The sequence below is a fragment of the Clostridium yunnanense genome, assembly GCF_016595795.1.
Lineage (GTDB): Bacteria > Bacillota > Clostridia > Clostridiales > Clostridiaceae > Clostridium_AR > Clostridium_AR yunnanense.
The window spans coordinates 90,118-108,119 of record NZ_JAENHN010000051.1 but is presented as its reverse complement, the minus strand read 5'-3'; the positions used below and the strand labels follow the sequence as shown (position 1 = coordinate 108,119).

Annotated in this window: 15 protein-coding genes; 13 read left to right on the top strand and 2 right to left on the bottom strand. The window is 30.1% G+C overall.

The window, feature by feature from the left end:
• Positions 1 to 322 precede the first annotated feature (322 nt).
• The 6 genes from JHL18_RS19425 (at position 323) to JHL18_RS19400 (ending at position 7,212) form a co-directional block, all read left to right on the top strand.
• Positions 323 to 877 (top strand): MarR family winged helix-turn-helix transcriptional regulator, encoded by a 555-nt coding sequence (locus JHL18_RS19425; protein WP_200272317.1) that lies wholly within the window; start codon positions 323 to 325, stop codon positions 875 to 877.
• Between the two features lie 430 nt (positions 878 to 1,307).
• Complete coding sequence (locus JHL18_RS19420) at positions 1,308 to 2,246, top strand: ATP-binding cassette domain-containing protein (RefSeq protein ID WP_200272315.1); 939 nt, start codon at positions 1,308 to 1,310, stop codon at positions 2,244 to 2,246.
• An 18-nt stretch (positions 2,247 to 2,264) separates the two neighbouring features.
• Complete coding sequence (locus tag JHL18_RS19415; RefSeq protein ID WP_200272313.1) at positions 2,265 to 3,008, top strand: ABC transporter permease; 744 nt, start codon at positions 2,265 to 2,267, stop codon at positions 3,006 to 3,008.
• A complete protein-coding gene (locus tag JHL18_RS19410) occupies positions 3,008 to 3,985 on the top strand; it encodes an ABC transporter permease (RefSeq protein ID WP_200272311.1) in 978 nt (325 codons plus the stop codon). Before JHL18_RS19415 ends, JHL18_RS19410 begins: the two co-directional genes overlap by 1 nt.
• Positions 3,986 to 4,314: 329 nt before the next feature.
• Positions 4,315 to 4,941, top strand: a complete 627-nt coding sequence (locus JHL18_RS19405) for a hypothetical protein (RefSeq protein WP_200272309.1) — start codon at positions 4,315 to 4,317, stop codon at positions 4,939 to 4,941.
• 30 nt (positions 4,942 to 4,971) lie between these two features.
• On the top strand, positions 4,972 to 7,212 hold the full coding sequence (locus tag JHL18_RS19400) for a diguanylate cyclase (protein WP_200272307.1): 2,241 nt from the start codon (positions 4,972 to 4,974) through the stop codon (positions 7,210 to 7,212).
• A gap of 251 nt (positions 7,213 to 7,463) precedes the next feature.
• Here the strand turns inward: JHL18_RS19400 and JHL18_RS19395 are convergent, their stop codons facing one another.
• Positions 7,464 to 7,733: a hypothetical protein gene (locus JHL18_RS19395; RefSeq protein WP_200272305.1), complete on the bottom strand. Its 270-nt coding sequence runs from the start codon at positions 7,731 to 7,733 to the stop codon at positions 7,464 to 7,466.
• Between the two features lie 403 nt (positions 7,734 to 8,136).
• Between JHL18_RS19395 and JHL18_RS19390 the strand changes: the two genes are divergently transcribed.
• The 6 genes from JHL18_RS19390 to JHL18_RS19365 all read left to right on the top strand — a co-directional run bounded on the left by JHL18_RS19390 (position 8,137) and on the right by JHL18_RS19365 (position 14,906).
• Positions 8,137 to 9,294 (top strand): MerR family transcriptional regulator, encoded by a 1,158-nt coding sequence (locus JHL18_RS19390; RefSeq protein ID WP_200272302.1) that lies wholly within the window; start codon positions 8,137 to 8,139, stop codon positions 9,292 to 9,294.
• Positions 9,295 to 9,583: 289 nt separating this feature from the next.
• Positions 9,584 to 9,988, top strand: a complete 405-nt coding sequence (gene mscL, locus JHL18_RS19385; RefSeq protein ID WP_200272300.1) for a large-conductance mechanosensitive channel protein MscL — start codon at positions 9,584 to 9,586, stop codon at positions 9,986 to 9,988.
• Positions 9,989 to 10,175: 187 nt separating this feature from the next.
• Positions 10,176 to 11,933: a leucine-rich repeat protein gene (locus JHL18_RS19380; RefSeq protein ID WP_200272298.1), complete on the top strand. Its 1,758-nt coding sequence runs from the start codon at positions 10,176 to 10,178 to the stop codon at positions 11,931 to 11,933.
• 320 nt (positions 11,934 to 12,253) lie between these two features.
• The gene (locus tag JHL18_RS19375; protein ID WP_200272296.1) at positions 12,254 to 13,345 is read left to right on the top strand and encodes a VWA domain-containing protein; all 1,092 of its coding nucleotides are present in this window, start codon (positions 12,254 to 12,256) and stop codon (positions 13,343 to 13,345) included.
• A 426-nt stretch (positions 13,346 to 13,771) separates the two neighbouring features.
• Positions 13,772 to 14,521, top strand: a complete 750-nt coding sequence (locus JHL18_RS19370; RefSeq protein ID WP_200272294.1) for an MBL fold metallo-hydrolase — start codon at positions 13,772 to 13,774, stop codon at positions 14,519 to 14,521.
• Between the two features lie 13 nt (positions 14,522 to 14,534).
• Positions 14,535 to 14,906 (top strand): DUF1304 domain-containing protein, encoded by a 372-nt coding sequence (locus tag JHL18_RS19365; protein ID WP_200272292.1) that lies wholly within the window; start codon positions 14,535 to 14,537, stop codon positions 14,904 to 14,906.
• A 245-nt stretch (positions 14,907 to 15,151) separates the two neighbouring features.
• Here the strand turns inward: JHL18_RS19365 and JHL18_RS19360 are convergent, their stop codons facing one another.
• Positions 15,152 to 16,549, bottom strand: a complete 1,398-nt coding sequence (locus JHL18_RS19360; protein ID WP_200272290.1) for a DUF4317 family protein — start codon at positions 16,547 to 16,549, stop codon at positions 15,152 to 15,154.
• Between the two features lie 528 nt (positions 16,550 to 17,077).
• Between JHL18_RS19360 and JHL18_RS19355 the strand changes: the two genes are divergently transcribed.
• Positions 17,078 to 17,746 carry a hypothetical protein gene (locus JHL18_RS19355; protein ID WP_200272288.1) on the top strand — a complete coding sequence of 223 codons (669 nt, stop codon included), beginning with the start codon at positions 17,078 to 17,080 and terminating at the stop codon, positions 17,744 to 17,746.
• Positions 17,747 to 18,002 lie beyond the last annotated feature (256 nt).

The following is an 18,002-nucleotide window of genomic DNA, read 5'->3' as shown; positions in this document are numbered from 1 at the left end:
TATTATATTTTTATAGTTTTCTCATAAAATTTATCATATCAGATAGAATTTGTTAAGGCAATACCATAGTTTAGCTTCTGTTTTGTATTAGACATTCTAAAGTTCAATAAAAAAGTACAACGGAGAATTCATTATTTTAGGGTTAATTATTAGTATTATCAGTTCTTTTAAAACATCACCGTTTATTCACAAGGTAATAATCCGTTGAAATCACTATGTTTATAGAAATTTAGACAGTATATTGATGAATTTTCAATGTTTTGCTATCATTAGATTAAGAAACTAATTCAAATATAGGCTAAAGAGAAGAAGGGTGATTTTAATGGATGTTTTTAAAGAACTGTTTTTAATGCAGCAAGCATATGCTACATTATTTTCACTTACCAATAAAGTGCAAATGGTAGGTGATAAATATCTTGAAGGGCTAACTTCAAGACAGTATATGGCAGTAGTTGCAATGGCTCATCTAGATGAGGATGAAAGAACTATAAATAATATAGCTAGGAAGTTAGGGACTACTAAGCAAAGCGTGAAACAGCTTATAGATATAATGGAGAAAAAAGGATATATAAAAACTGTACCTAGTACTAAGGACAAAAGAGCGGTTAATGTTGTGATTACCGAAGAAGGAACAAAGGTAATCGTAAAGTGCACTGAAAATGGAATTTATCTATTTGCAGACCTATTTAAAGATTTTTCTTCAAATGAAATAGAAACGCTTTGGAAGCTATTAAAAAAGCTATATCACTTTGATGGTGAAGAGCAAGATGGCTTTGAATCAGAAGGATTTTTAGACTTAGGGGTAGATCCAAGTGAATTTGAGCAGAAAGTATTAAAAGAATTTGGAAAACGAAGAATCTTAAAAAAGGAGTTATAACTTTAGTTATGATTCCTTTTTTGCTATATAAAAAATATATAAGTATTAGATTAAATAAATATATCAATTTTATTTTTTAGAAATAAGAAAATCTTAGAAAAAATTAGACAGTATATTGACTAAATATATGAAGGGTAGTATTATTATATTAGACAATATAATGTCTAACTAAAAGAGTGAACAATATAAAGACACAGTAATAAATTTCATTACGAAGTGGTACATCCATAACTTAATTAAGTAAAACATAAATCGCAACTTATCATAAAGCAGTAGAGGGTTCTAGCTTCAATCATTAATTTATACATGTTATAAAATTGCCTGAAACCAGGATTTTAGAACAAGGATGAATTTTTGCAAAGTAAACTTATAAGATGCGATTTAAAAAATATATAAATAGACAGTATAATGTCTAGGGGGAGAGAGAATAGTGAAGGATATTATTACAGTAAAAAACCTTGAAAAAAATTATGGCTCAAAAAAGGCAGTTGATTGTATTGATTTTTCATTAAAGAATGGAGAAATTTTAGGACTCCTTGGACCTAATGGTGCAGGTAAAAGCACAACTCTTAACATTTTATCTACCATACTGAAGGCTGATGAGGGAGAAATAGAGGTTTTAGGACACAATTTGAAGGAGGATGCAAAAATTATAAAGAAGTCTATAGGCATAGTTCCTCAAGATATAGCTATTTATGAAGAAATAAGTGCTGAAAAAAATGTAAGCTTTTTTGCAAGTCTTTATGGACTAAAAGGAAATGAACTCAAGCAACAGGTTAAAGAAGCATTAGAACTAGTGGGGCTTTATGATAAAAAGTCGGATAAACCAAAGACCTTCTCAGGAGGGATGAAAAGAAGATTAAATATAGCTTGTGCTATTGCACATAAGCCAAAGATCATAATAATGGATGAACCTACTGTAGGTATTGATCCTCAGTCCAGAAATCATATATTAGATTCTATTAAAACACTGAAATCTAGAGGGGCAGCAATAATTTATTCTACTCACTATATGGAGGAGGTAGAAGCTATTGCAGACAGGATCATAATAATGAATGAAGGTAAGATAATAGCTGAAGGCACAAATGAAGAACTGAAGCAGATGGTTAATGAGGAGATATCCTATTCTTTTAGTGTTAATAATACAGAGAAACTGATTGATGAAGAGCTTTATTCTATAGAAGGAATAAAACAGGTCAAGATCCTTGAAAATGAAGTAAACTTAACCTCATTAAAATCAAAGGACAATCTTAATGAAATAATAGCCACCTTTCTAAAAACAAATTGCACAATTAAAAGCATGAATAGCAAGGAAGCATCATTGGAAACTACTTTTTTGGAGCTTACAGGAAGAAACTTGAGGGATTAGTGTAAGGAGGTTTATCATATGAATTTAATAAAAATAGTAAAATTTGATATTGTTAATATAATTAGAAATCCAACTTTAGTAATTGCAAATACTATCTTTCCACTGATACTTATTGGAGTTATTGGGTTTATTACAAAAGGCGGCTATGGTTCCTTAAGTATTAATTCTTATGATTATTATGGAGTCACCTTGATGATTTTTACGGCAATTATGCTGGCAATGACAGCTACAAATACTTTTATGGAAGAGAAGGTCAAGAAGGGTAATACCCGTATTATATATGCACCGGTTTCCAAGACTGAGATATATCTTTCAAAATTAATTGCCACATATATTGTAGGTACAGTTTGCTACAGCTTTATAATACTTTTAGCTCAGTATATACTGAATATGAATTTTGGAGGAGAAAATGTTTTATACGTGGTACTTCTTATAAATGTACTTTCCTTATTTGGCTGCTGTCTTGGTACAATGTTTTGCAGCATTTTTAAAAAAGAGCAACTGGCAAATTCCATAATGCAGATTCCTATATTAATATTTGTATTTTTAGGAGGAAGTTTTTTTCCTGTAGAAAACTTAGGAAAGCTAATAACTAAAATATCAGTTATATCACCCATAAGATGGATCACAGAATGTGTTTTTAAAATCATTTATGATAATGACTTTAGTATGTATATGTCTACACTTAGTGTAATTTTAGCATTCTGTATAGTTTGCATTATTATAACTCATATAACCTTTAAGCCGGAGGAGTATGTATAATGAATATATTAAATATTTTTAAAAATAATCTAAGTAGGACCTTAGCACAAAAAGCTACTATAATAATTGCTTTAATTCTTATACCAATTATGATTGGAGCTGCAGTGTTATTTTCAGAAAAAGTAGTTATAAAAGGAAAAATTGCTTATGTATCAGCTACAAATATTAGTATTCCCAAAGATAATAGGGTGGATATTGAGATTTTAAAAGAAAAGCCAGCTGTTTCGTCTCTGCTTATTGGAAAGTATGTGGCTATAGTGGAAAAACGTAATGATGATTATATAGTAACAACCTTGAAAAATCAGAAGGATAAAAGAATCATAGAAGCTTATTTTAAAACAGGCAAACTGCCAGACAATAATGAGGATACCTCAAAAAAAGGCGAAGGAACAAATATCTTAGGCTTTATTCTTATGATTTTATTAATGCAAGGTGTAGCCCTTATAACACTGTATACTGAGGATAGAGATAAAAAAACCTTAAGAAGAATACTGATGTCTCCAGCAAATGAAAGAATATATCTTTTTACACAAGAACTCTTCACATTTTCCGGCATCTTTATACCATCGTATTTAACCTTAGCGGTTACCAAAATTGTTTTTAAAGTAGATATGGGGTTTAGCTATGGAATGTTGTTTATATTAGTTGCAATAATTTCTGCACTTTCAACCTCACTAGCACTTTTTATAGCTTCAGTACTCGGCTCAGACTACTCTTTAGCCTCCACAGGAATTTATATGCTTACTAGTTTAGTATCAGGCTGTTATATATCTTTTACCGATGGTAATAAGTTTTTAGATATACTATGCAGTGCGCTGCCGCAGAAAGCATATATGACGATGATACAAGGAATAGAAAAAGGGAAAAGCTTATCTCAATTCACTAGCCAGCTTATTTACTTATTTATCTGGATCGCAGCTGCTTATCTCTTAGGCAGTGCTATAAATAAAAGAAAAATTAAACAAGGCATATATTAAAGGGACGGTGATACCGCCTCTTTTTCTTTTGTATACAATGATCATGCTTTGTTAAAGGTTAGTAACGCTATAGATAAACTACTCCATATTCAAAGTGATCGAAATAAAACTTCGTAGCATCTATTTTGAGTTTATTTTAAAAGTCTTATTTATGTGGAATTATTATTAAGTTTATGTAATAGCTGGCAGGAAAAAAATCAAAGTGTGTCGAATAGTTGTACATAGGATTATTATTGAAGTTAAGTGATGAAAGATATGTTAATTAACTATTTGAGTTTTAAATTTTACTATAATAATTCCTATTATTAAAACTATGAGGTGATGTACTTATGAAGACAATAGCATTTTCTGAACTTAAAGATGACTTGAAAACGGGAGATTTGATTTTGTTTAGTGGAAAATACTCAATTAGCAAACTTGTAGAAAAGCTTGAACATAGTATGTGGTCACATGCTGCAATGGTTGTAAGAATACCTAATATAGAATATCCTTTGCTTTGGGAATCATCGGCATTAACTAATCTTTCTGATGAACTTTATAAGGATAACAAGACTGGTCCTAAGATTGTTAACCTTGAAGAAAGATTAAAAACTTATGGAAGTGATTTAAAGCCATATACTCCTCCGATTTATGCTGTGAGACGTTTAGAGGTAGAAAGAACTGATGAAATGATTAATTCGTTAAATGCATTATTTACTTCTTTACACGGATTGCCTAATCCTGACGAATGGAAAATGATATTGGAAGTAGTGGAAGGAAAGTTACTTAATATTCCGTCTAAATTAGATAATTATACATGCAGCGAACTTGTAGCAGAATCACTAATTAAAATGGGTCTGTTAGAGAATAAAAGAGTTATAAACTCCTATATGCCAAAAGACTTTTCCTCTGATGGCTCCTTAAAGCTTTTAAAAGGAACACTTCTTGAGGAAATTGCTATAGATATCAACAAATAGTGAGAGGATTTTCACAAAAGGCGTAAAATTATGAAATATGAAATTAGAAAAAAGAACGTATTGAGGCTATTTACATATTTATTGTTTGTGTTTTTAACTATAGGGTTAAGTAATACAGTGGCTTTAGCTTCTGAAAATATCTCCTCGGTGGTAAAAGTTAATAATGGTGAGGAAGAATACGATTTAACAGATCACCTACAAATCTTACAAGATACTAAGAGGGTATTTACTATTGATTCTATATTTTATCCAGAAATAAGAGATAAATTTAAATCCTATAAAGAAAGTAATTTAAGTGGAGAAATTTCTAGTGCTGCATATTGGGTTAGGGTGGTAGTTCAAAATGATCAAGATCAAGCAGCAAATATGTTTTTAGAAATAAGTAAGCCTCAGCTTAGTAACTTGAAGTTTTATAGGTTTGATGGGCAACGATTAATTGAAGAGGTAGACACTGGAAGTGATTATCCTTTTTCTAATAGAGAGATAAATAACAGAAATTTTGTGTTTGATTTGCATTTGCCATCAAAAGAAACACAAACCATAATTTTGAGAGTAGAAGCAAAGAGCTACTTACAGCTACCAGTTAAGTTGTATACAGAAAAACATTTTATAGAAAAAGAAGAACATAGTAACATGGTTCTAGGTTTTTATTATGGAATAATGCTTATAATGCTTTTATATAACTTAATACTCTATTTTTCTTTGAAGGATGAAACATATATTTATTATTGCTGTTTTATCTTTGCGTTTTCAATAATGCAGCTCATTTGGGATGGTCTAGCCTTTCAATACCTTTGGCCTAAGCTTGTATTCTGGAACACTAAAGCAAATCCGGTTTTTATAATCTTGAGCGCAATGTTCTCGCTTCAGTTCACAAGAAGCTTTTTAAGGGTGAAGGAAAGATCTAGATTTTATGATAAATTGATGTCCTGTATGTTGTTTACAGAGCTTATAGCAGTAATAGCTGCAATTTTGATACCTGTAGCAATTGCTACTGAAATGTCTGTTTTTATTATAACAGCAAGCTCGGCGATTTGCTTTGCGAGTATAAAACTTGTGGGAGTTAAGGAAAGAGCTGTTCAGCTGTATGTTGTTTCATGGATTGCTTTATTTTTGGGTTCAAGTCTGAATATCCTGACAGCTTATAAAATACTACCGTTAAGCTTTATTACTCTATATTCTCCAAGGATAGGAGCCGTGATAAATATTGTGCTGCTTTCACTGTCACTAGGAGATAGATTCAATATAATGAGACAGGAAAAGGTTATAGAAGAGAAGCAGAGGATATTACTTGAAAACTTGCATGATATAACTAAAACTATTACATCCACTAATGATATAGGTACAATGGTAACTTTTTTACTGCAAAGAATATGTAAGATAACTAAGTTTCATAACGGCATGATAGTTCTAAAGGAAGATCAGGGCTATGTTGTAAAAGCTACGCTAGGATACAAAGCAGAGCAATTGAAAAACAAAATTTTATTTCAAGTAGAACAAGATTTATATTTTCAAAAGACTATAAAAGAAAATCATTCAATTATATTAAACGATGTTGTAATGCATGCATATGGTATTGACAGAAGTTTTAAAGCTTTTATTGAATTTCCTATTACTTATCATAAGAAAAATGTAGGGATTATTGTCCTATATGATGATACCATAGACGATTCCAATGGTGCACAGTATGAAGTGCTTTATAATTTTACTGGACAAGTAGGGATTGCAATTGAAAATGCAAGATTATTCAACCAGGTGGAAAAACTGGCTACTACTGATGGATTAACAGGAGCATATACGCGTACTCATTTTTTCAACATGTCTGAATCTATAATAGAAGAGCATAGAAACTCTAATAAGTGTGTATCTTTAATAATGTTAGATATAGATTATTTTAAAAAAATAAATGATACTTATGGACACTTGATAGGAGACAAGACTTTGCAGCAGCTTGTTTCAACCATAAAAATGGAGCTCACTGAAGATTGCATTATAGGAAGATATGGTGGAGAGGAATTTTTAGTTTTACTTAAAGATACCAATTTAGATACAGCCATTTATTTAGCAGAAAAATTAAGAGAAAAAATTGAAAATATGAACATAGAAATAGATAAAGATAACTTTATCAAAAGTACTATCAGTATTGGTGTAGCCAATACAAGCGAAAATACTTTTAAAATCTCACAGCTGATTGAAAAAGCTGACCAAGCCCTGTATCTTTCAAAACAAAATGGTAGAAATAAAGTAAGTACAGTGAAAATCTCGGTATAAGCGCAGGATTACTACGAAGAAATAGGTTCAAGCTGCCACTCATATAATGTGTGGCAGCTTTTTAAATTTTATATGGCTTAAAATACTAAAATTCTCTCAAAGCCTTATTTTAAGAGTAACTATTTAAATATTTTAATATTTAAATAGTTACTTAGTTAAAATTTTAAATAGTTCTATAGATAAAAAATCCCGACTTTTGGGGATTTTCGGGCACGTATAAGTTAATAGTTGAGTTAGGAACTCTATATGAACTATTTATCAAAATTTTTAACATTAGATTTCCAAATCGTGTTTGCATAGAAAAATCCAGCAAAGATAATAAATATTAAGCTAGACAAATATATCATCATAGTATTCAAAGAAATTTGTGACAAGGGTTTATTATATGATAACTGACTAATTGTAAGGGCTAGTAAATCTGCCATGACAAATGGTATTATTCCTCGCATAAATATAAAGCGTCTCTTTCCTTTAGCTTTAGCTTCAGGCCAATCTAATCTTCTTGCATCAATAAGTCTCAAAATGTTTCACCTCCAGTCCATGTTTACGTGTAATTATAAATTGTATTTAATGTAATTATATACCATATTATATCGCTAGTTGAAAATTGTGTAAATATTATCCTTATACAATTAAAGCCCCGAACTTTAAAATAATTTTACAGATAACCGGTCCTAAAGTGTTGACCCTAACACCACGTCATAGTGTAATATATAAATAAACCCATTCTAAATAATATATAATTTAGAAATATATTGTATTTACTGAACTATATAGTTATAAGCTTAAATTCAACATAGTACTTAACTGAGCATTTAATAAAGAATTGGTTTATTAATAAAACATGCTTCTAATCAATAACAAAAAATAGCCGGCAAAATAGTTGTTATTTATGGAGGTAATATTAAACCTTGAGGTGAAGTAATGAAAACAGTAAAACAAGTTTCGGATTTGACAGGAATAAGTGTACGTTCTCTACATTATTATGACGAAATAGGATTATTAAAACCAAGTGAAATGACAGAAGCTGGGTATAGGCTTTATGACGATGAAGCACTTAAAACCTTGCAGCAAATCTTGTTTTTTAAAGAGCTTGATATTCCATTAAAAGATGTTAAAGACATAATGGGGAGCCCGTACTTTGATAAAATGGAAGCTTTAAAAAATCAGAAAAAGCTACTTTTGGTAAAACGTAAGAGATTGGATGACTTGATAAATCTTATAAATAAGACTTTAAAAGGAGAAGGAGAAATGAGTTTTAAAGAATTTGATATGAGTGAATATTATAAGGTTTTGGAAGATTTTAAGATAGAAAATGAAGATAAAGTAATTAAAATGTATGGTAGTTTAGAAAAATATAACGAAAGTATTGAAAAAATCAAAACTAAGGAAGATGAAATAGCTAAAATGGCTATAAAGGAACATGGAAGTATTGAAAAGTTTGCTGAAGCTATAAAGAAAAATTTTGATAGTGATATGTTTATAATTTCAGAGCAGATTGATAAGTTTAAAAAAGATTGTTTGGAGGGGAAACATCTTAGGCTAAAGGAATTGTTTGGTAAGATTACTAAAGACTTGAATGAAGATCCTACTTCTAAAGAGATTCAAGAAATAGCTGGAGAAATAACAACAATTGCTAAAAAAGATTATGAAGTCTTCAGCACAGAAATAGGAGATGATTTGTGGTATTCTAATGTACAACTCTATTTAGTATATCCAGAGTGGATAGAATCAATAGATGAAAAGTATGGAAGTGGAGCAGCTAAACTTATAGGAGAGGCCTTAAAGTTTTATTTGGAAGATAAGCTTCCGAAATCAGTGAAACTGTATAAAAACCTTACAGCAGATTTAAGTAAAGATCCTTCTTCAAGAGAAATTCAACAAATTGTTGAAGAAATAGCATCAGAGACTAAAAAGAGCAGTGACTTTTTAAAAATGGATATGGGAGAAAATTATTGGGGATATAGAGCTGAGCAGTATATATCAAACCCGATTTATGAAAAAGCTATGGATAAGAAGTATGGAAGTGGTGCTGCTAAGTTTATGGGGGAAGCCTTTAAAGTTTATGCTAAAAATAAATAAATTGAGCAAAATAACTTATATTAAAAGTGATTTGCAGTAGTTATACTGTCTAATATTTAAATTATTGCCAAACTATTGTGAGATAATAATAAAAAGCTTTACTAAACAAATCTTAAAATGTAAGTCTGCTACAATCTATAGTATAAATTTATAGATACTTAAAATTCATGGAAAGTGAGGTGAAGATGTATCACTTCAATCCGAAATCTATTTTTAAAGCTCTCACGGGTTCTGGTGAGAGAGTTTAAAAATAATAAGTTTCAATATGAAGTGATACATCTATATAATTATGTTCAAAGAATTCAAAGAATTTGCAGTAAAGGGAAACGTAATAGATTTAGCTGTTGGTGTTGTTATAGGTGGTGCCTTTGGCAAAATAGTTACGTCTTTAGTAAATGATATTATTATGCCAATAATAGGTGCTTTAACGGGTGGAGTTGATTTCAAATATTTAAAATTTGTAATTAAGGGATCCAATGGAAGCAAAGAAGCACTTACTGTTAATTATGGAAACTTTATTCAAAATATTATTGATTTCTTGATAGTTTCATTTTCCATCTTCTTATTTGTAAGATTGATAAATAAATTCAAAAAAGAAAAGAAAGCTGAAGTTGTTAAAGTAGAAGTTAAACAATCTGAAGAGGTGTTGTTGCTTCAAGAGATTAGAGACTTATTGAAGAGTAAGGAAGTTTAAATGATTAATATAACTGAGATTTAATTTTAACTGTCGTATTTTATATGTATTCGTCCATGTTTCTTGTGAATATGGGCGAAATTTATTTTATAAACTATTACTTACCAATATTAAAAATTAAATGGAAAAATTAAAATTACGATAATAGATATAGTATAAAAATTTTATTTTTGATAGGAGAAAAGATATGAAAAATAGAAAACTAAATATGCTATATGGAATACTTGTTTTTATAAGTTTAATCGTAAGCTTTAATGTTATGTCTGTTGCTGCAACTACAACAGGTACAGATGAAAATGGTTTTACTTGGCTGTCTGATGATGGAGTAACGTATTCAATAACTGGGTATAATGGTAGTAATACAAATATTACAATACCAAGTTCAATAGATGGACATACAGTTACGAGTATAGGAAGTAATGCTTTTAAAAATAAAGCATTGACCAGTGTAACAATTCCAAATACGGTTACAAGTATAGGTAGTTTTGCATTTTATTATTGCTCCTCACTTGTAAGTGTATCCATACCAAATAGTGTAACAAGTATAGGAGATAGTGCATTTGCATACTGCATATCGCTACCTAATATAACCCTTCCAACTAATCTAAGTAGCATAGGAAATTCTATTTTTCAAGATTGCAAAGCATTTAGAGAAATAACAATTCCAAATAGTGTTACAAGTATTGGGAATTATGCGTTTTTAGAGTGTATTTCTCTTACTAGCATAACAATTCCAGATAGTGTAATACATATTGGCGAAGGTGCATTTAAGGACTGCAAGGCTCTTAAAACTGCGGTAATGACTGATAGTGTAAAAAGTGTAGGGAATTACTTGTTTTATAACTGTCAAGCTTTGTCAAGTGTAAGATTGTCAAATAATCTTACCAATACTGGTGATTTTATATTTTACAATTGTTTCTCTCTTACAGGAGTTACACTCCCAGGTAGTCTTACGAATATTGGAAACAGCGCATTTGAAAATTGTTCAGCTCTTACTAATATAACAATACCAAATGGCGTAGCAAGAATTGGATACCGAGCTTTCATTATGTGCAGAGTTCTCGCAAATATGACAATCCCAGATACTGTTAAAACAATAGATTTTAATGCATTTGCTCACTGTTATGCTTTTACAAATATAATAATTCCAGACAGTGTTACAAGTATTGGTGATTATGCATTTTACTATTGTACATCGCTAACAGAAATAACAATTCCTAAAAGTGTTACTAGTATTGGCTTTTTAACATTCAATAGTTGTAATACAAATTTTAAAATTAAAGGGGTTATAGGATCTTATGCACAGATTTATGCATTTAACAACGCTATAACATTTCAAGAGCCTCCTTCAATAAGTCATAAAGTAACATTTAACAGTCAAGGTGGAAGTGAAGTAGGAAGTAAGACAACAGACTATAATACTACAATAACAGAACCTATAACATCTATCAGAGTAGGATATACTTTTGATGGATGGTATAAAGAAGAAGAATGTATAAATGCATGGAACTTTGAAAGCGATACAGTAACAACAGATACAATACTGTATGCAAAATGGACCATAAATAGTTATAATGTAAACTTTGATAGCCAAGGTTCAAGTGTAGTAGAGAGTAAGAAAGTAGATTATAATACTATAATAACAGAACCGATAACATCAATTAGAGAAGGATATACTTTTGGTGGATGGTATAAAGAAGCAGAATGTATAAATGCATGGAACTTTGCAACAGATAAAGTAATATCGAACACAGTACTTTATGCAAAGTGGGTAGACATTTGTGATATAGACAAGGACGGAACGATAAGCGTGTTAGATTTGGCATTAGTTGCGAAGAACTACGATGTCAAAAATACAGATGTAAATTGGGATTCAAGATTTGATTTTAACAAAGATGGTATAGTTGATATTTTTGATTTAGTAGTAATAGCTAAAAAATTATAATATGATGACTAGTAATAAGTTACTATTAATAATAGATTAAAATAATTTTATAAATATAGCCTAAAATAAAAATAAGGAGCGGTGCTTCCACAAGAAGCAAGGAGGTTCCTTATTTTTTTATTGTAAAGTATAAAGATTTCTAGCATAATATTAGCATTTCCTAGTAATTAATAGCTACTTTAAATTTTCCTTCAGAATAGTATCCTTATTGGTACTACCAAATTACACTGTCGGAATCTGTAAACAGTCCTTTAAAGAATAAATAAAATATTTAAATAATATAATATTTATTAAGTATTAATATATTGGGATGGGAGCTTATGGAAAACAGCATAGATGTATGTATCAGCTTTGATACTACAGGTTCGATGTATCCATGTTTAACACAGGTTAGAAGAACTATAAAACAAATAGTTACTAAATTATTTTCTGATATTCCTAGCTTAAGAATATCTATAATAGCACATGGAGATTACTGTGATGCGGAAAAGCCTTATGTAATAAAAATTAAGGATTTCTCAAGTGATGAAAAGGAATTAATTGACTTTATTACAAAAGTGGAACCAACATATGGGGGAGATGCGCCTGAGTGTTATGAGTTAGTATTAAATAAAGCAAGGACGAGCCTTTCCTGGAAGTCAGGAACCTCCAAGGTATTAGTTATAATTGGGGATGATGTACCGCATGGACATAATTATCCAGCAAATATAAATAAAATTGACTGGAGAAATGAATTAGGACTTCTCTTGGAGGGTGGAATAAATGTTTATGGGATTCACGCTATGCCAGGAGTAAGAAAACATTCTAAACCTTTTTATGAGGAGATAGCAAATAAAACAGGTGGTTTTTATTTAACTCTAGATCAATTTGCAAACATACCAGATTTAATAATGGCCATATGTTACAAACAAGATGGAGAAGACAGTCTTATGTCTTTTGCTGAAGAGCTAAAATCAAAAGGTAGAATGAATTACAATATTAAAAGCTCTATACAAAAACTAAGTCATAAGGAAATAGATGATTATGTAAGTGAGGACGGGCTAAACCCTGTACCTGACGGACGTTTTCAGGTATTAAATGTAGACAACAATCAAAGCATAAAAGAATTTATCTTGGAGCAAGGAATATCCTTTAAGGCAGGCAGAGGGTTTTATGAACTAACAAAAACAGAAAAGGTAGGCATAAATAAGGAAATATTATTATATGAAAAAGAAACAGGTAAGATATTTAATGGTGCACAGGTTAGGGATATGCTAAGACTCCGTCCTCAGGAAAATGTAAAAGGAGTACTGGAAACCTTGAAACCAGTATTAATGGATAGGTACAAGGTGTTTATTCAATCTACCTCTTATAATAGAAAGCTTATGGCGAGTACTAGTTTGCTTTATGAAGTAGAGGATTGGGAAAGGTAAATATTATTTAACCCATGGCATTTTGCCATGGGTTTTGAATTAAAGTCTTTTATAGGCAATGGTTTGGTTTACAATTCTTAGATAACATGTAGCTTTGTTCAAAGAAACATATGTATATACATGAAGAAAGCTGAAAGCATAAAGTAAATAAATAACAAAGAGCCTACTCTATATTAATACAGTTACGAAATCATAAGTAATTGAGATCTTTACTATAACTAGGTAAATTAATATTAGAATCGAGTTAGAATATAAATAGATAATATTGTGAGAATATGTTGACACATGCAATTTAATTGTATACAATTAAAACATCGATTAAACAACCAATCACAAATTGATCAATAAATTTTTTGTAATTTTATTCATGAAGTTTAATTTTTATAAAATTTTAATATTATAAATTTTTAGGAGGAGTCAATAATTATGGAGATTAAAGCAGTTAGATTATATGAAGGTGGATTTATGACACAAGACTTTGCGTTTGGAGGAAGTGCAGACAAGAGTACACTTGATGCAAGTAAAACATACCCATCAAGCCTTCAAAATTTCGTTATTGATACAGGAAAGGAAGTAATTTTAGTTGATACAGGGGTTCCGGCAGAGACTCCAGATATGCCACCTAGAGAAGGACAAAAAATTTATCAAGGATATAAGATAGAAGATTACTTAACAGCATTAAGTTCTCTTGGTTATAAGCCTGAACAAGTAACAAAAATATTATTAACTCATAAACACCCCGATCACTCAGGTGAGTTAAGAAGCTTCCCAAATGCTAAAATATATCTTTCACCAGCAGAAGCAGATGCTTTAAAGTTGAGTGGTGAAAACATTGTAAGAGCTGAGTTTAAAGACGGAGTATATCATAATTTTGATAGCAGTGAGAAAATTGCAGAAGGGGTATATTTAATACCAGCTCCAGGTCATACTGTTGGAAATAGTATTGTAATAGTTGAAAATGAAGGAGTATTCTATATGCTTCACGGAGATGTAACTTATACTGATGCGGCATTAGTAGAAAATCAGTTATCAGTAGTATTTGAAGATAAGGAAGCTGCAAAAATTACCCTTGAAAAGGTAAGAAAATTTATTATTAGTAATCCTACAGTATATCTTTCTACTCATACTCCAGAAGCTCTAGTAAGTTTAGAAGAGAAGAAGGTTATGAAATTATAAAAAGGAGTAGAGTATGTTACACTATATAATAGTAATTTTGGTTTTTCTAGTAGCAGCAGAACATATTTTTATAATGCTACTTGAGATGTTTTATATAAAATCACCAGTGGCTAGAAGAACTTTTGGAGTAGATAGTAAGCTACTTGAAAGAAAAGAAGTACGAGTTTTGTTTGCAAATCAAGGACTATATAATGGTTTTCTGGCAGCAGGTTTGTTTTGGAGCTTTTTTGTACCAGAAGTAATGGTAATACCTTTAAGAATTTTCTTTTTAACATGTGTTATTATAGCGGCTTTATATGGTTCAATTACTGCTAATAAAAAAATAATAATAAAACAAGGCGGTTTGGCAATACTTGCTATGATTGTATTAATTGCTAGCATATAGAAGTTAATATTACATTGTTGAAAAAGGCTGTTGTATAAAAGCACTAAATTATAATAAAACCCTGCATAAATAGAGAACTAGTTCCTATATAATGCAGGGTTTTCTTGCTTTATTAATTACTTTCGAGTATTTTTATCGATGAACATTGCATTATTCAATAGTTTGTTAAAAAAGTTTGCTAGTATGATTAATAAATTGAATTTCATTCTTTCTGCATGTGCATAACTAAGAAGGATTGATTAAAATTAAAGTACAGTACTAACACCATTTACATTAGCTTGTTCGTCTTCTTCAATAGGAATAACTATGCACTTCTTCCCATCAATTATTTGTGATTTTATTTGAGTTACTTTTTCAGGTTTTACCTGAAGTACAATATCATAGTCTTCCACTGGAGTTCTATCTAATTCTATTTCTGCGTCAGTATTTTGTTCTGAAGTAACCTCAGAATCTACTTCTAAATTAGTATCGGAAGTTACTTCTAGATCAGAGTTTGAATCTGTTTCTGATAGAGTATCAGAGTCTGTGTCCAAAGCTATTTCTTTTTCTGACACTAATTCAGCTATTTGCTTTGTTTGTTCGAGTCTTTCCTCTAGGATACGTACTTTCTTTTCAAGCCTTTCTTCTTTTTTTCTCTGTTCATTTGCAGCAAGCACTTTTTTATCTATTAAGTGCTCTACTACAGGAGGGGCATCGCCGAATTCTTCTGTGTAGGATTTTTCGATTTTTTTAGTGATTTCGTCAGGAATTCCGTTTTCAATCAGAACATCTTGGATATTTTCCATAGTTAGAGTTATAGGCTCAGCATCCTTACCGTTAATAGCATTGTTGTCCTCTACCATAGTATTAAGGGTATCTTGAATTTCCATGATGATACGCTCTGATTTTTTATCATCACTGCCAAGTGCTTTCTGAATGATAGTATTGAAAGTTTCTTTCTGTTCAGTAGCAGTTTGTTTTGAACCACAGCCTAAAGCTTCTTCCATAAATTCTGGATGTGGATTCTTTGCATTTTTTGTGTAGTACATAATAGAATGAATATCAGCACTACGGTCTGTAAAAGCTGGAAAGACAAATCCAAGATCTGGTGCACCAACTACCCAATCTCTAATACGAGCACCGATTCTATTTTCATCTTCAAAGTATCCAAGTCCTGGTTCTGTAAGTTCAACTGGACATATTGCACATAATATATATTCATATACTTCTTCAGACTCATCTAACTTTCCATTGTCAGTAGTTTTTATAATAACATCGTAAGCATCATGGAAAACAAGTATTAAAAAGTTACCTGCGTATTCATAACTATCGATAATTAAGTCGTAAAATTCATCAAGTAGTACATCGTTTTTTAAGGCACTTCTTTTTAGCTCCATTAGGGAAAGTTGTCTACTGCTTATATTATTTCCTTCTTCAACCGGAAAGTTAAGCTCAAGAATATTATTACCAACGGTTCCTGATAAGGTTTTTTTTGCAATCTCTAAATATTTAAAAAACTCTTCATCTCTTAGATTTAAAAAGGTTTCTCTAAATTTTAATACAATATTTTTTTCGCCATTAACATAGCAGCCACACATTTTGGTAAATGTACAATCATCCTTTTTTAAACGTCTTTTTAATTCTAATATATCTTTTTTGTTCATAATAATCCCTTTCTTTTGCTGAAATTTTATTTTAGTAATTAGGTATCAAACTAAATAATTGTAATCTAATACTTAAGTTTAAGAACTTTATATTTACATAGGCGCTATTTAATAATAAATCTTATATCTTTAAGCTCTCCTAATGTATCCTATGGACGATAAAAACTTTTAATAAGTAAAACTGGAAAATATATGGTAATTAATATTTTATCTAATAATAGTATATTGTTCAATGGACAAGTCTGCAAGGGACGAAATAAATTTTTAAAATTATGATTATATCAGGCTTTTATGTTTTGATAAAAGGAGATATAAATGTTTTTAAAAGTATCTATTAAAAGACATTATTGATATATGAAATACAAAAAATACAGAAAAAGTATTGATTTTGACAGTATTTGCTAATATAATTAAAAAGAAAACTAATTATGGTTATAATAATTAATATAATTATAATTTTCATTAAAACATATACTGTTGATAATTTAATAAGATCTGGCAATTAACAAGAGGGAGAGGGATTAACACATGAAAAGACAATCAATTTTAATATCATTATGCGTAGTAATGATGTTGTCCTTTGTGGGATGTACTAATAGTACAAAAAAAGATACTAAAGAAGATGCAAAAGTAACAACTGTAACTAATAAGGATGATAGTAAATCTAAGTCTAACGATACAGAGAAAAGTACTAGCGATAATAGTACAAGCACTAACAGTTCTTCTAATACAAGTACAAGTTCAACAGGTAATAGCGGTTTTACTGTAATTAAAGAAAGTGAATATACTGATCTGAAATATGAAAATGGAAAATATAAAGAAGTTGACGAAGCGCTTTCAATTGTTAAAGACTATTATCTAAAAGGTATTAATGCAGTAAGTAATAAACTTGTGTCAATGGAATACGATGATTCAAAAGAAGATGCTGACAAATGGTTTGCAGTTCCACTAACTGATAAAGAAAAAACTCAGTTGGATTTAAACTATCAATCAATGAAAAATCAAATAAAAGATAATATTCAAGATATCAGCGTTGATTCTTATACTTGGGAAAAAGCTGTAGGTGGAAATCCTAAGTATGCAATAGATATTACATTTAAGTTAGTAATAAAGACGGATAAAGGTGATTCTTATTCAACAAGCTGTTATGTTAGCGCTTTAAATAAGGATGGTAACATTAAGCTACAAATACAGTAGTTTAGGAAAGCTAATGAGATTATAATAACATACCAGTTAGAAATTATTTTAGAATAGAAGTTTTAAATAAAATTTGAATTGTGAATTAAATAACCATAAATAGCCAACATCAATAATGATGTTGGCTATATTTTTTATAGTGAAGGCTTAAAAGAACTTTATGGAGATTAGACAAGAACCATATATATACTTATATGGTATAATTAATTGAATATAAATTGAACCAAATGAACTGTTAAAGAGGTGTTTATTATTT